This window comes from Pseudomonas sp. NY15435 (assembly GCF_048068295.1).
In the GTDB taxonomy this organism is placed as follows: Bacteria; Pseudomonadota; Gammaproteobacteria; order Pseudomonadales; family Pseudomonadaceae; genus Pseudomonas.
In genome coordinates this window covers 360,169-373,774 of sequence record NZ_JBLUQA010000004.1, presented here as the reverse complement: position 1 = coordinate 373,774, position 13,606 = coordinate 360,169, and the positions used below count along the sequence as shown (strand labels likewise).

The window sequence follows — 13,606 nt, the reverse complement described above, 5'->3', positions numbered from 1 at the left end:
AAGCATTGCAAGGAGCCGCACCGACCCGTCCCCCCGCAAAGGGAGGGGCGGGCCCGTGCACGAGCGGCGCGTGAGGTCAGAGGCTGCCGACCAGATGGCCGCCGTCGACCGCCAGCACACTGCCGGTCATGAAGGCACCGGCAGCGCTGGCCAGGAGCAGGAAGGGACCTTCCAGCTCCTCGAGTTGGCCCAGGCGGCGCAGGGGCACGGCGGCGCGGATGTAGGCCTGGCCCTTCTCGCTGTCGAAGAAGGCGTCGGTCATCTCGGTCTTGAAGTAGCCCGGGGCGATGGCGTTCACGCGGATATGCTCGCGCGCCAGTTCCAGTGCCAGCGACTTGGTCAGCTGCACCACGCCGGCCTTGGCAGCACAGTAATGGCTGTAGCCGGTGCCCACGCGCAGGCCGAGCATCGAGGCGATATTGACGATGCTGCCCGGCGCGCCGGCGCGGACCATGCGCTGGGCGGCCACCTGGGCCACGCGCCAGACGCCGTCGAGGTTGGTGGCCAGCATATGGCGCCATTCTTCCTCGCTGACCTCAAGAGCGCGCTGGCCGTTGCCGACGCCGGCGTTGTTGAGCACCACGTGGACCACGCCGAAGGCCTCCTCGGCGGCGTTGAAGGCAGCCTCGACGCTTTGCCGGCAGGTCACGTCCATGGGGACTGCCAGCGCGGTGCCGCCGTCCCAGCCGATGTCGGCGGCCAGCTGGTTGAGGCGTTCCACGCGGCGCGCGGCGAGCACCACGCGGGCGCCGGCGCGGCTAGCGACGCGCCCTAGGTGCGCACCGATGCCGCTGGAGGCGCCGGTGATGAGTACGGTCTTGCCGGCGAGGGAAAAGAGTTCGTTGCTCATCAGAACACCTCGAACAGGCCGGCCGCGCCCATGCCGCCGCCGACGCACATGGTCACCACCACGTGCTTCACGCCCCGGCGCTTACCTTCCAGCAAGGCATGGCCGATCATGCGTGCGCCGCTCATGCCGTAGGGGTGGCCGATGGCGATGGCACCGCCATTGACATTGAGCTTGTCGTTGTCGATGCCCAGTTTGTCGCGGCAATAAAGCACCTGGCAGGCGAATGCTTCGTTGAGCTCCCACAGGCCGATGTCGTCGACCTTTAGGCCGTGTTGCTTGAGCAGCTTGGGCACCGCCAGGACCGGGCCGATGCCCATTTCCTCGGGTGCTAGGCCGGCCACCGCGATGCCGCGATAGGCGCCCAGCGGTTCGAGATTGCGCTGCTCGGCCAGGCGGCCCTCCATCAGCACGCAGGCGGCGGCGCCGTCGGAGAGCTGGCTGGCATTGCCGGCGGTGATGCAGCCGCCTTCGATGACCGGCTTGAGCTTCTGCAGGTCGGCGAGTGCGGTTTGCGGGCGATTGCCTTCGTCGAGCGACAGGCTGACTTTCTCGTAGCCGGTGGCGCCGGTGGCCTTGTCGACCACTAGCTTGATCACACTGACCGGCACGATCTCGCCCTCGAACAGGCCGGCACGTTGCGCGGCCGCTGTGCGCAGCTGCGACTGCAGGGCGTATTCGTCCTGGGCCTCGCGGCTGATGCCGTAACGTTCGGCGACCCGTTCGGCGGTCTGCAGCATCGGCATATAGGCGTTTGGCTCGTTCTGCAGCACCAGGCGATCGTGGAACTCGCCAACCCATTCCATGTGGCGGTTCTGCACCAGGGAGATGTGCTCCTGGCCGGCGCCGATAGTGACCTGCATGCCATCGACCATGATCTGCTTGGCGGCGGTGGCCACCGCCATCAAGCCGGAAGCGCACTGGCGGTCCAGGGTCTGGCCGCTGACCGACAGTGGCAGGCCGGACGCAAGCACGCTCATGCGGCCGAGGTTCCAGCCGGCGGTGCCGGCCGGCATGCCGGTGCCCATCACCAGGTCTTCGATCTCGGCGGCGTCGATGCCGGCGCGCTCGACCGCAGCGCGGATGGCGAAGGAGGCCATGCTCGGCGACGGAGTGTGGTTGAAGGCACCGCGGAAGGCCTTGGCAATCGGCGTGCGGGCGGTGGAGAGGATGACGGCTTCTTTCATGGAATTGTCCTTGCAACGGGGCCGCCACCTGGAGGTGGCGGCGGAAAAGTCAGAATTTCTCGATGCGGGTGCGGCCGGCGGCGACCAGGCGCTTGAGCAGGGGCGCGGGCTTGAACCAGCGCTGCCCGTGGCTGCCCAGGCTCGCCTGCAGGCGCAGGATGCCGTCGAGCACCTGGTCCAGGCCCAGTTGCTCGGCGTAGTGCATCGGGCCGCCCAGGTGCGCCGGGAAGCCGTATCCGTTGATCCACACCAGGTCGATGTCGCTGGCGCGCAGGGCGATCCCTTCGTCGAGCAGCTGGATGCCTTCGTTGATCAGCATGAACAGGCAGCGGTCGTGGATTTCCTGGGGGGCGAGCGAGCGCCGCGGGATCTGCAGCTCGCCGGCGAGACGCTCGGCGACCTTCTCCACAGTAGGGTCGTCCAGGCGCTGGCGACCTTCGTAGTGGTAGAAGCCAAAGCTGCTCTTCTGGCCGTAGCAACCCATGGCGTAGAGCTCGTCGCCCAGGCGGCAATAGCTGGGGTCGTCGGCGAAAGCGGCCTTGTTGGCCTGGCGCACCAGGTAGTTCACGTCGATGCCGGCGAGGTCGAGCATGCTCAACACGCCCATGTTCAGGTCGATCCCGGTCAGCACGCCGTCGACCTGCGCCGGCGAGGCGCCTTCCAGCACCATGCGCATCGCCTCGCGGGCGTAGGGTTCGAGCATGCGGTTGCCGATGAAGCCGAAGCACACCCCGGAAACCACCGGCAACTTGCCTATCCGCCGCGCCAGCTTGAGCGTGGTGGCCAGCACGTCCGGCGCGGTTCGGCGGGCGCGCACCACTTCCAGCAGGCGCATGACGTTGGCCGGACTGAAGAAGTGTAGGCCGATGACGTCCTGCGGGCGTGAGGTCACCGCGGCGATGGCATCGACGTCGAGGCTGGAGGTGTTGGTCGCAAGGATCGCCCCTGGTTTGCACACCTCGTCGAGGGTGCGGAACACCTGCTGCTTGATCTCGAGCTTCTCGAACACCGCTTCGATCACCAGGTCGGCATCGGCGATGTCGGCATATTCAAGGCTGCCTTGCAGCAGGCGCATGCGTTTCTCCAGCTCGGCCTGGCTCAGCTTGCCGCGCTTGACGCTGATCTCGTAGTTGCGCTGCACATTGGACAGGCCGCGTTCTAGGGCGTCGGACTTCTGTTCCAGCATCACCACCGGGATGCCGGCATTGGCGAAGTTCATGGCGATACCGCCGCCCATGGTGCCGGCGCCGATTACCGCGACCTTGGCGATGGGGCGCATGTCGAGCGCAGGGTCGATGCCGGGAATACGCCCGGCCTCGCGTTCGGCGAAGAACACATGGCGCAGCGCAGCCGACTGGCGCGAAGCCTCGGCTTGCCGGAACAGGTCCTGCTCGCGCGCCAGGCCTTCCTCGAGCGGCAACAGACAGGCGGCCTCTATCGCTGCGAGCACCAGGCGCGGCGCCAGACGGCTTTTCCAGCGTGCCTCCTGTTCGGCGCGGAAGCCGGCGAAGAAGCCCTCTGGCAAATCGACGGCGGGGCTGGGGTAGCGGGCGGCTGGTTGTGCCGGGACGCCTTGCGCGAGCAGCTCGCGGGCATAGGCGCAGGCTTGTTCGATGAGTGTTTCGGGGTTATCCGCCAGGCGGTCGATGATGCCCATCAGGTGTGCGTGCTGGACATCCACCTGTTTGCCGGAAAGGATCATGTTCAGCGCCGACTCGGCGCCGATCAGCCGTGGCAGGCGCTGGGTGCCGCCGGCGCCGGGCAGCAGGCCGAGGTTGATTTCCGGCAGGCCGAGTCGGGCCTGTGGCTCGCCGATGCGGTAGCCGCAGGCCAGGGCCAACTCGAGGCCGCCGCCCAGGGCCAGCTTGCCAATGGCGGCGACCAGCGGCTTGTCGATGCGGGTGAGGCGAACCAGCAGGCCGGGCAGATCGGGTGCGGCCGACGACGCTTCGCTGCCGAATTCGCTGATGTCGGCGCCGGCACTGAACAGGCCGTTGGTGCCGTGCACCACTATTGCCGCCACCGCGGGATCGGCGGCGGCGCGCTCGCAGGCTTCCAGCAGGGCCGCGCGCAGCGGTTGGCCGAGGGCATTGACCGGGGGGCGGGACAGGCCGATCAGGGCCAGCTGGCCGTCCAATCGGTAGTGAACAAGGGCAGTCATGAGGTTTTCTCTCCTGATGGGGCCGGGTCAGAACCAGCGGTCCTGCATGTCGAAACTCACCCGGTTGCCCTGGATGAGCAGGCGCGTCAGCGCCTGGGTCGGCGCCAGCTCCCAGTCCATGAAGTAGCGGGCGGCCTGCAGCTTGCCGTGGTAGAAGTCGGCCTCGCTGCCGGTGGCGCCGGTCTGCAGAGCGCGGCTGGCGATGCCGGCCATGCGCAGCCACAGCCAGCCGACGACCACGCGGCCGAACAGGTCGAGGTAGCTGGTCGCGTTGGCCAGACCGAGGTTGGCATCGGCGGCCACCTGCTCACGCAGCGCGGTGGTCGCCTGTTGCAGATGATTCAGCGCGACGCCCAGCGCCGCGCCGAGGTCGGCACAACGGGCATCGGTATGTGAGGCCTCGATGGCTGAATGGGTGAGGGCGAGGAACTGGCGGAAGCCGGCGCCGTCGCGCTGGCCCAGCTTGCGCCCCAGCAGGTCGAGGCCGTGGATGCCCTCGGTGCCTTCGTGGATCGGGTTCAGGCGGTTGTCGCGGTAGAACTGTTCCAGCGGGTATTCGCGGATGTAGCCGGAGCCGCCGAGGACTTGGATGCCGATGTCCGAGGCGATTACGCCGTAGCGCGAGGGGTAGGACTTGACCATCGGGATCAGCAGGTCGAGCAGCTCGCCGGCGTTCTGGCGCTCCTCGGCAGTGGGCGCGGTATGCGCATCCTCGAACAGGCTGCTGGCGTACAGGCAGAGGGCGAGGCTGCCTTCGGCGTAGACCTTCTGCTGCAGCAGCATGCGTCGCACGTCGGCGTGCTCGACGATGCGCACCTGTGGGGCCAGCGGATCCTTGGCGCCTGGCAGGCGCCCCTGCGGGCGCTCGCGGGCGTAGTCGAGCGCGTACACGAAACTTTGGTAAGCGAGCACCGAGGCGCCCAGGGCGACCCCGATGCGCGCTTCGTTCATCATCTGGAACATGTAGGACAGGCCCTTGTTGGCCTCGCCCACCAGGTAGCCGATGGCGCCGTCCTGCTCGCCGAAGTTGAGCACCGTCGAAGTGGTGTTGCGGTAGCCCATCTTGTGCAGCAGGCCGGCGAGAGCCACATCGTTGCGCTCGCTCGGATTGCCGTCGGCATCGACCAGGAACTTGGGCACGAGGAACAGCGAGATGCCCTTGGTGCCGGCCGGTGCGCCTTCGATGCGGGCGAGGACCATGTGCACGATGTTCTCGGTCAGGTCGTGGTCGCCGCCGGAAATGAACATCTTCTGGCCGAAGATCCGGTAACTGCCGTCGGCGGCGGGACGCGCGGTGGTACGCAGGTCGCCCAGGGCCGAGCCCTGGCCGGGTTCGGTCAGCGCCATGGTGCCGCTGCTGCGGCCGTCGAGCATGGCCGGCAGGAAGCGCTCGCGCAGGTTGTCGCTGGCGAAGCTCTTCACCAGGTTGGCCGAGCCTATGGTCAGGAAGGAGTAGGCGACGGTGGCGATGTTGGCGGCATTGAAGTACGCCATGCTGGCCCGCAGGATCACCTCTGGCAGTTGGAGGCCGCCGTCGGCGCCGTCGTGGTGCGCGGCGAGGAAGCCGGCCTCGGCGAAGGCGTCCCAGGCGCGCTTGGTTTCCGGGATTAGGCGGACCCGTTCGCCATCGAAAGTCGGCTCCTCATGGTCTCCCTTCTGGTTGTGCGGAGCGAAGTATTCGGCTGCGATGCCGTGCGCCGTTCGCAGGGTCGCGTCGAAGACGGCCCGATCATGTTCGGCGTAGCGCGAGCGTTCGAGCAGCGCGGTGGTGTCGAGCAGCTCGTAGAGCAGAAAGTCCAGCTCGCGTTCGTTGAGCAGTTGATCGGTCATCTGTCCCTCGTCGGTCTTGGTGCGGCAGGCGCGAATGGCGGGTTGGCGGCGCGGGGCCGGCCGGTGTGGCAGTGAATCAGGAATGCCACCCGCGGCGGTCCTCCCTTTATGAGAGGGGGGGATGCTAGGGGGGAGGGCGGCAGGCGAGGGATGGCCCGCCGACGGGAAGGTGCCTTGCGTGGAGCGCCCTCACGCCGACCGGCCATGTGGCGGGCAGGGTAAGGCGCGGCGCGCTGTCCCCCGCCCCCCGTGGCGAGGGGGCGCACGGGCGTCAGGGGCTGCCCCCTCCAATAGCGGGGCTCTCGCGGGACAGCCGGAAACTAGTATCGCCGGCGAGCGGCCAGCTCCGGCCCGGTGGGCGGGTGGCCGCACCCCCAACCTGCCGAGAAGACGCACGAAAACAAGCGGAAAACGCTTTGCCAGGCTTGCCTGGCGGCCGCGCTGGCGGACGCGGTTTGTCTTGTCCACGCCACCGACAAACCGAACATCTTGGTGATCTTCGGCGACGATATCGGCTACTTCAATCTGAGCGCCTACAACCAGGGGATGATGGGCTACGAGACGCCGAACATCGACCGTATCGCCAAGGAAGGGGCGCTCTTCACCCATGCCTATGGCGAGCAATCCTCGCGACTGAGTCCATGGCGTATCTGTGCGGTCGCCCCTTGCGGCGTCCGCCACCGCCTCCCTTAGGGGGAGGGGAGAACCTGCCGAAGCCAGTCCTATATTGCGGCGGCTGGTTTGGGCCGGTTCACCTTGGAATCTGTCCATATATTTTTCCGGGCCACTAGGTCCGGTTTTTTTAGGGAGTCCCCAGATGAAAGTCCTCGTTGCCGTCAAGCGCGTGGTCGACTTCAACGTCAAGGTTCGCGTCAAGGCGGACCAATCCGGCGTCGACCTGGCCAACGTGAAAATGGCCCTCAATCCCTTCTGCGAGATCGCCGTGGAAGAGGCGGTGCGCCTGAAAGAGCAGGGCATCGCCGGTGAAGTGGTGGTGGTCACCGTCGGTTCGAGCGCAGCCCAGGAACAATTGCGTACCGCGTTAGCCCTGGGTGCCGACCGCGCCACACTAGTGGAGAGTGAGGCGGAGCTAGGTTCGCTGGCCATCGCCAAGGCGTTGAAGGCGCTGCTGGACCGGGAGCAGCCGCAACTGATCATCCTCGGCAAGCAGGCCATCGACAGCGACAACAACCAGACCGGCCAGATGCTGGCTGCGCTGACCGGCTACGCCCAGGGCACCTTCGCCTCCAAGGTCGAAGTGGCTGGCGACAAGGTCAACGTCACCCGTGAAATCGACGGCGGCCTGCAGACCGTTGCCCTGAACCTGCCGGCAATCGTCACCACCGACCTGCGCCTGAACGAGCCGCGCTACGCGTCGCTGCCCAACATCATGAAGGCGAAGAAGAAGCCGCTGGACGTGGTGACCCCGGACGCCCTGGGCGTTTCCACCGCTTCCACCGTGAAGACCGTGAAAGTCGAAGCTCCGGCTGCCCGTAGCGCCGGCATCAAGGTCAAGTCCGTTGCCGAACTGGTCGAGAAACTGAAGAACGAGGCGAAAGTAATCTGATGGCTATCCTGGTAATCGCTGAGCACAACAACGGCGCACTGGGCGCTGCCACTCTGAACACTGTTGCTGCTGCGCAGAAGATCGGTGGTGACATCGCCGTGCTGGTCGCTGGCCAGAACGTCGGTGGCGTGGCTGAAGCCGCTGCCAAGATCGCTGGTGTTGCCAAGGTGCTTGTCGCCGACAACGCTGCCTATGCTCACCAGCTGCCGGAGAATGTGGCTCCACTGATCGCTGCTCTTGTGAAAGACGGTGGGTTCAGCCACGTGCTGGCCGCCGCTACCACCAACGGCAAGAACTTCCTGCCGCGCGTTGCCGCCCTGCTGGACGTCGACCAGATCTCCGAAATCATCGAAGTGGTCAGCGCCGACACCTTCAAGCGCCCGATCTATGCCGGTAATGCCATCGCTACCGTGCAGTCCTCGGCTGCGGTGAAAGTGATCACCGTGCGTGGCACCGGCTTCGACGCCGTTGCTGCCGAAGGTGGTTCCGCCGCTGTTGAAGCTGTTTCCGGCCCGGCCGATGCCGGCAAGTCCGCCTTCGTCGGTGAAGAGCTGGCCAAGTCCGACCGTCCGGAACTGACTGCTGCCAAGATCGTCGTTTCCGGCGGCCGCGGCATGGGCAATGGCGACAACTTCAGCATCCTTTATTCCCTGGCCGACAAGCTGGGCGCTGCCGTCGGTGCATCCCGCGCCGCGGTCGACGCCGGCTTCGTGCCGAACGACATGCAGGTCGGCCAGACCGGCAAGATCGTTGCTCCGCAGCTGTACGTGGCCGTCGGTATCTCCGGCGCCATCCAGCACCTGGCGGGCATGAAGGATTCGAAAGTGATCGTTGCGATCAACAAGGACGAAGAGGCGCCGATCTTTCAGGTTGCCGACTACGGCTTGGTTGGCGATCTGTTCGAGCTGATACCAGAGCTGGAAAAGGCGATCTGAGTTTCCAGCGCGAGGCTCCGCTGGCCGGAGCCTCGCTGTTCATCCTCTTGTGGGGCATCAATCGCTACCTGGGTGCTTATTCTCGCTGAGTGAATAGATCCGTCTCGTTTGTCATGGGCTCGCTTATTTGGGGGCGCAAGTTGCGCATGAGAGGAGCAACGCTTGAGTAGAAGGCCAGAGGGCGAACGGGCCATGGTTCGTTTGCTAAGGACGAACCTTGATCATTAGCAGTAACACGGCTGCTACCAACCCATAGCTGACGTCTTTGCTTCTCTCTAGGCGACCCGCATCGCATACGCGATGGCGGGTTGGGCGAACGAATTATGAGCGGGATAGGGCGGCTGATAACACCACGTGGTGAGGGAGATTTGCAAGACGCTCACCAGGTTGCAGATAAATGATCCTAACGGGACGCCCTATTGGCGCCCCGCCGGTCAGAGGGTAGGTTTTCAGAACTTCACCTTGATACCTAGTACGCCTTCGTAGCTACGGCCTTCTCCATCGAGCGATTTCTGGTATCCCAGTGAGCCGGTGACGCTCGTCCGGTCGTTAAGCTGGTAATCCACGCCCAGGTTCAGTTCGCCCCAGGTGCCATCCATGTCGGTGCCGAAGGGGATGTAGCCGTTGGCCGAGGAGAACTCCGTCTTGGCCTTGCCCTCGAACTCATGCCAGACGCTCGGACGTACCCAGGCGTTGGTGCGATGGATCTGCCCCTTGTCGTCCGTGCGGAACCAGTCCTTGTCGATCCTCACGCCCAACCGGCCGGTGAGGGAGTCGACGTCTTCGAAGCGGACATCGGCGGCATCGTCATGGGCGTCGTCGAGTTTCAGGCGGCTGGCGATCACCTGGGCCTGGGGTTCGAGGTGGAGCGTCTTGTCGCGGTTGAGCTTGAGCGGGTAGCCGGCTTCCAGCGAGGCCGTGACGCCATGCCCGCGTGTCTTCAGTGGATCGGCGTCATTGGCGCGGGCCTGCATGTCGAAGCGGTTGAATTGCAGTACGCTATCGAGGTACCAGCCTTTGGGGCCGAAGTGGGTCCAGTAGCCGCCGATACCATAGGAGCGCAGGGTATCGTCTCCGGCGCCCTGGCCGTCGGTGTGATCGACGTTGCCCTTGATGCGCCCGGCCTGCAGTGACAGCCCTGCCTGGTCCGTGCTGCCGTCGGTGTCTTCGTTGCGATAGAGGTCGGCGCCGACCTGGAAGGCCTGGATGCGGTAGTCGTAGTCTGTGCCGCTGGGGAGGCTGTCGCGGCCTTTCTGGTAGATCAGCCGGCCCCAGCCGAGCGAGGGGCCGTAGGTGTCGGTATCTTCGCTGGGCAGTGGGTCAGTGGCGTTGCGCCGCTCCTCGCCGACGCGTTCGTGCAGGGTGTCGACCAGGGCACGGCTGTAGCTCAACGCCATGGCGGGGAGGGCGCTGTACAGCGAGGTCTCTGCACGGTAATTGGGGATTTGCGGTGTTGGCGCAGGGGTGTCTGGTGTGACCGGGGTGACTGGGTCAGTGGGTGTCACAGGGTCCGCCGGATCGACTGGATTGGCTGGGTCGACGGGATCAACAGGATCCACCGGGTCCACCGGGTCCACCGGATCGACGGGGTTGGCGTCCGTCGTCGAGCGCAGGTACCAGGCTTCGCCGTTGCTGTCGTCGAGGCTTGAGCGATGCAGCGTGTACTCATACGGGCCGGCCTTGACCCGGTTGAGCAAGTGGAAGGCGTCCGCTTGCGTGGTGCCCCCGTTGACGGCGTCTACCACCTTGATGCCGTTGCCCTCGGTCAGCGCGCCGGGGCCGCCCGCATTCTTGATGCGCAGGTTGCTCTCGCCGGTGGCCTTGCCGCCATCGATCACCAACTGGTCGGACGGCGAGTCGTCCTTAAACAGGTAGGTATTCAGGGCAATGGTGCCGTTGGCGCCGTGGTAGTCATTGGCGGTGAGCCGCTTGTAGCCACCCTCGGAACTGAAGTCGATCAGGCTGGAATCGTTGTGCAGGCTGCTCAGGTTGGAGTCACCGGTGAGCTGCCAGAGGCTGGTGTCGCGCAGGGTGACGTCGGAGTGGGCGCCGCTGGCGGTTTTCGCCGTACCGGTGACCACGGAGGATGACAGGTCCAGGCGCGCCTGGCCGGCAGCATCCTGGCTGCTGCCGATACCTTGCCACTGGCCAGTGCCCATGTCCGGAACGCTGGTGCCATCGCTGGCCACCGAGCTGTCCACGTTCAGCCATTGGCCGCTGCCGCCGGCGAGGCTGTGGCTCAGGGCGATGTCCGCGACGCCGGCCGTGGCGATAGTGGCACCGTCGCGGTTGCCCAGCGTGGCCTGGTCCATGCGTACCTGCCCGGGGAGCGCATCGGTGCCTTGCACGTAGAGCGCCGCCGATTGCCCGCCGTGGGCGGCGACCACGACAGACTCGGCGTCGACGCTGCCACCCTGGCGGGCCACCACGCCGTGGCCGAAATCGCCTTGGGTATTCACGCTCACTCCGTCCAGGCGAGCGCTGGCGGTGTTGTTGGCGAACACGCCAGTGGCCTGTTTGCCTTGCGTGCTGACGGCGCTGTTGCTCGCACTCAATGCTCCGCCGGATTCGGCCCGCAGCCCGTGGGAACCCATGCCCTGGGTGGAGATGCTGCTGTCCTTGAGATCCAGCGTTGCGGTCTCGCTCTTGTACTGCCGGCTGACCATGGCTCCGCTGGCGTGATCTCCCAGTGTCTGCACCGTCACGTGGCTGGCGCTCAGGCCGACCGTGCCCGGCTTGGCTGAGCCGATGCCGGCGTACAGCCCGACCGAATACTGGCCTTCGGTCTTCACGCTAAGGTTATCGAGGATCATGCTGCCGCCGTCGTCAACAGCGGCGCCGTAGGCTTGCGAACCCTGGGTCAGCACGCTGGTGCCGTCGGCAATCAGCAGCGCGCCGGGATTGCGGGCGGCAAGGCCGTGGGGAAAGGTCAGGTTGCTGGCCACCGGCGAGCCGCTGCCGGTGGTGGTGACCGAGCCTCCATGGACGACGACGGTGGCGCCCAGGTCGGCGACGATGCCCATGGCGTTGTCGTTGCCATGGGTGGTGACGGTTAGGTTGCTGGCGGTGAGGGTCGAGCGCGGCGCGGTGCTGGAAGAACTACCGGCGGCCAGTGCGGTGGAATAGTTGCCCTCGGTGGTGATGCTGCCGTTGATCACCGTGGCATCGGCGCCTTCGCGCACCTGTACGCCGTAGCTGGTCTTGGGTGTGGTGTGCACGTCGCTGCCGGACATTTGCAGGGTCGATCCCGCGCCATCCACCAGCACGCCGGGCGACCAGGGTCCTACGGCGCCGGACGGTGCATCCACCGAAATGCTGCTGGCATCCACCCTTGCGCTGGCCCCGCCGCTAATGTTGAGGCCGATGGAGCGGTTGCCGTCCACAGTGACCGTGGAGTGGCTGATCGCGCCGCTGGAGCCTGCACCTTCGAGGGACACACCGTGCCCATAGGTCAGGCCATGCACATTGAGAGTGGCGTGGTCCAGTTCAACGCTACCGCCGGACATCGCCCGCGCGCCGGCTGCCGGATTAGCAGCGCTGCCCGCGCCGCTGATCGTCGCCTGGCTGTGGCTCATCCGCACCTGGCTGCCGTTACCCTCGGCGCGAATGCCGCCGACATTGGTGCCTGTGGCATCCAGGGTGGAATCGGCCATGTCGATCCGGCTGCCGGAGAGCGCGTGCAGGGCGGCAGTCGTGGCGGTGGAGGTTGCGCCGCCGCTTACATCGATGTCCGCATTGCGCAGGGTAATCTGTGCACCGTCCTCGCTGCGCGCCGCACTGGCGCTGCCGGCAGCGATGTCGAGCGCCACGCCGTCGGCATCGATGGACGTACCCGCACCATTGGCCAGCAGGCCGTGGCTCAGACTCAGGGATTTTTCGTCGTCTACTGGAGTGGCTGCGGAGACCGCTGCGCCGCTGGTATGAATTTGCGTATTGCCGCTTAGGGTGACTTCTGCACCGTTACGCGCCCAGACGCCCACGGAGCCTTTGCCGGTGGTGCTGATCGCGCCGCCGGACAAGGTCACCCGCGCGTCATCCGCCAGCACGCCGTGGCCGTTGCCGCCGGCGGTGGTGACACTGATGTCGTTCAAGGCGGACGTCGCGCCCTGGTCCGCACGCAGCCCATAGGCGGAACCGCCGCTGGTCGCAATGGTGCCGCCGTTGGCCGTGAGCGTGCTGGCGCCGCTCACTCGAACACCGTGAGCGCCGCCGGTGGTGGTACTGCGAACGCCAGTAGTGGCGACGGCGACGTCATCCAGGCGCGCGTGCGCGCCGCCTTCCAGGGATATGCCGATACCACCCCAGGACTGGGTGCTCACCGAGCCGCCTCGCATGTCCAGTTGTCCCTGGGTGACGACGACACCGTGGTTGTTGTTGCCTTTTGCGCCACCGCCAACCACGACCTGCGTGCCGGTCAGGTGCGCTGCGCCGTTGGCGTTCACTCGCACGCCAGTCAGGTCGTTGGTGGTGATGGCCACGCTGGCCGTGGTTTTCGGGTCCAGCACGATGCTGCTGTCGCTGATCGTGAGGGTTTTCCCGGCGGTTGCCTCGGCGCCGGTCTGGCTCTTGGCCGTCGCTGCGGTGGTGGCGATATTCTCGATGCGTCCCTGGTTGAAGGTGACGTCGCCACTGGTTTTCACGCCGGTGGTGCTGGCGCCGCCTAACCGGATGGTGGTGTCAGTGGTGACGCCGGTGCTGACCCCGATTCCGCCGCTGGTGGTGACCGTGATGGGCGCCGGCGCACCGAGCAGGGTTCGATTGGCGAAGATTGCCGGTGCCTCATGGGCCGCTTGCAGCGCGAGGTCGAGGTAGGAGGGCGCGGTGGATTCGAATACGGCGCCGGCCTCGGACGGCAGATTAAGGTCGTCGGTATCGGTTTCGGTGACGTTGTCCTCGGCTTCGGCCTCGATGACCCGCAGGCTGAACACGCTGGCTAGAACAAGACTGATCGCTTGCGCCAGGTGAGAACGGCGCAGGTGCGCGAGGGTACAGTTCGAAGTGGGCGAAGCAGCGGTGCGGTCGACGGTTTTCATGATGCGTCTCCATGAGAAGGCTATGGAGCGAGCATCGGTTCGGGGG

8 protein-coding genes are annotated in these 13,606 nt (G+C 66.1%); 3 read left to right on the top strand and 5 right to left on the bottom strand.

Annotated elements, in window-relative coordinates:
- Positions 1-76: 76 nt before the first annotated feature.
- From ACNFH5_RS11945 to ACNFH5_RS11930, 4 genes are read right to left on the bottom strand one after another with little or no spacing between them, the layout of a single operon-like run.
- Positions 77-850, bottom strand: coding sequence for an SDR family NAD(P)-dependent oxidoreductase (locus ACNFH5_RS11945; protein WP_138212020.1), 774 nt, complete (start codon positions 848-850; stop codon positions 77-79).
- A complete protein-coding gene (locus ACNFH5_RS11940; protein WP_138212021.1) occupies positions 850-2,034 on the bottom strand; it encodes an acetyl-CoA C-acyltransferase in 1,185 nt (394 codons plus the stop codon). Before ACNFH5_RS11940 ends, ACNFH5_RS11945 begins: the two co-directional genes overlap by 1 nt.
- Positions 2,035-2,083: 49 nt before the next feature.
- A complete protein-coding gene (locus ACNFH5_RS11935; RefSeq protein ID WP_138212022.1) occupies positions 2,084-4,195 on the bottom strand; it encodes a 3-hydroxyacyl-CoA dehydrogenase NAD-binding domain-containing protein in 2,112 nt (703 codons plus the stop codon).
- 27 nt (positions 4,196-4,222) lie between these two features.
- Positions 4,223-6,025 carry an acyl-CoA dehydrogenase gene (locus ACNFH5_RS11930; RefSeq protein WP_138212023.1) on the bottom strand — a complete coding sequence of 601 codons (1,803 nt, stop codon included), beginning with the start codon at positions 6,023-6,025 and terminating at the stop codon, positions 4,223-4,225.
- A 492-nt stretch (positions 6,026-6,517) separates the two neighbouring features.
- Between ACNFH5_RS11930 and ACNFH5_RS11925 the strand changes: the two genes are divergently transcribed.
- The 3 genes from ACNFH5_RS11925 (at position 6,518) to ACNFH5_RS11915 (ending at position 8,527) form a co-directional block, all read left to right on the top strand.
- A complete protein-coding gene (locus ACNFH5_RS11925; RefSeq protein ID WP_412548444.1) occupies positions 6,518-6,718 on the top strand; it encodes a hypothetical protein in 201 nt (66 codons plus the stop codon).
- 124 nt (positions 6,719-6,842) lie between these two features.
- A complete protein-coding gene (locus ACNFH5_RS11920) occupies positions 6,843-7,592 on the top strand; it encodes an electron transfer flavoprotein subunit beta/FixA family protein (protein WP_138212024.1) in 750 nt (249 codons plus the stop codon).
- Entirely contained in the window at positions 7,592-8,527 is a 936-nt protein-coding gene (locus tag ACNFH5_RS11915; RefSeq protein WP_138212025.1) for an electron transfer flavoprotein subunit alpha/FixB family protein, read from the top strand. The genes ACNFH5_RS11920 and ACNFH5_RS11915 overlap by 1 nt, the downstream gene beginning before the upstream one ends.
- A 449-nt stretch (positions 8,528-8,976) precedes the next feature.
- On the opposite strand, the gene ACNFH5_RS11910 is transcribed toward ACNFH5_RS11915, so the two are convergent.
- The gene (locus ACNFH5_RS11910; protein WP_138212026.1) at positions 8,977-13,560 is read right to left on the bottom strand and encodes an autotransporter outer membrane beta-barrel domain-containing protein; all 4,584 of its coding nucleotides are present in this window, start codon (positions 13,558-13,560) and stop codon (positions 8,977-8,979) included.
- Positions 13,561-13,606 lie beyond the last annotated feature (46 nt).

Coding starts and splice junctions, on each gene's coding strand:
- ACNFH5_RS11945 (WP_138212020.1), bottom strand. CDS start 850: ATGAGCAACGAACTCTTTTCCCTCGCCGGCAAGACCGTACTCATCACC.
- ACNFH5_RS11940 (WP_138212021.1), bottom strand. CDS start 2,034: ATGAAAGAAGCCGTCATCCTCTCCACCGCCCGCACGCCGATTGCCAAG.
- ACNFH5_RS11935 (WP_138212022.1), bottom strand. CDS start 4,195: ATGACTGCCCTTGTTCACTACCGATTGGACGGCCAGCTGGCCCTGATC.
- ACNFH5_RS11930 (WP_138212023.1), bottom strand. CDS start 6,025: ATGACCGATCAACTGCTCAACGAACGCGAGCTGGACTTTCTGCTCTAC.
- ACNFH5_RS11920 (WP_138212024.1), top strand. CDS start 6,843: ATGAAAGTCCTCGTTGCCGTCAAGCGCGTGGTCGACTTCAACGTCAAG.
- ACNFH5_RS11915 (WP_138212025.1), top strand. CDS start 7,592: ATGGCTATCCTGGTAATCGCTGAGCACAACAACGGCGCACTGGGCGCT.
- ACNFH5_RS11910 (WP_138212026.1), bottom strand. CDS start 13,560: ATGAAAACCGTCGACCGCACCGCTGCTTCGCCCACTTCGAACTGTACC.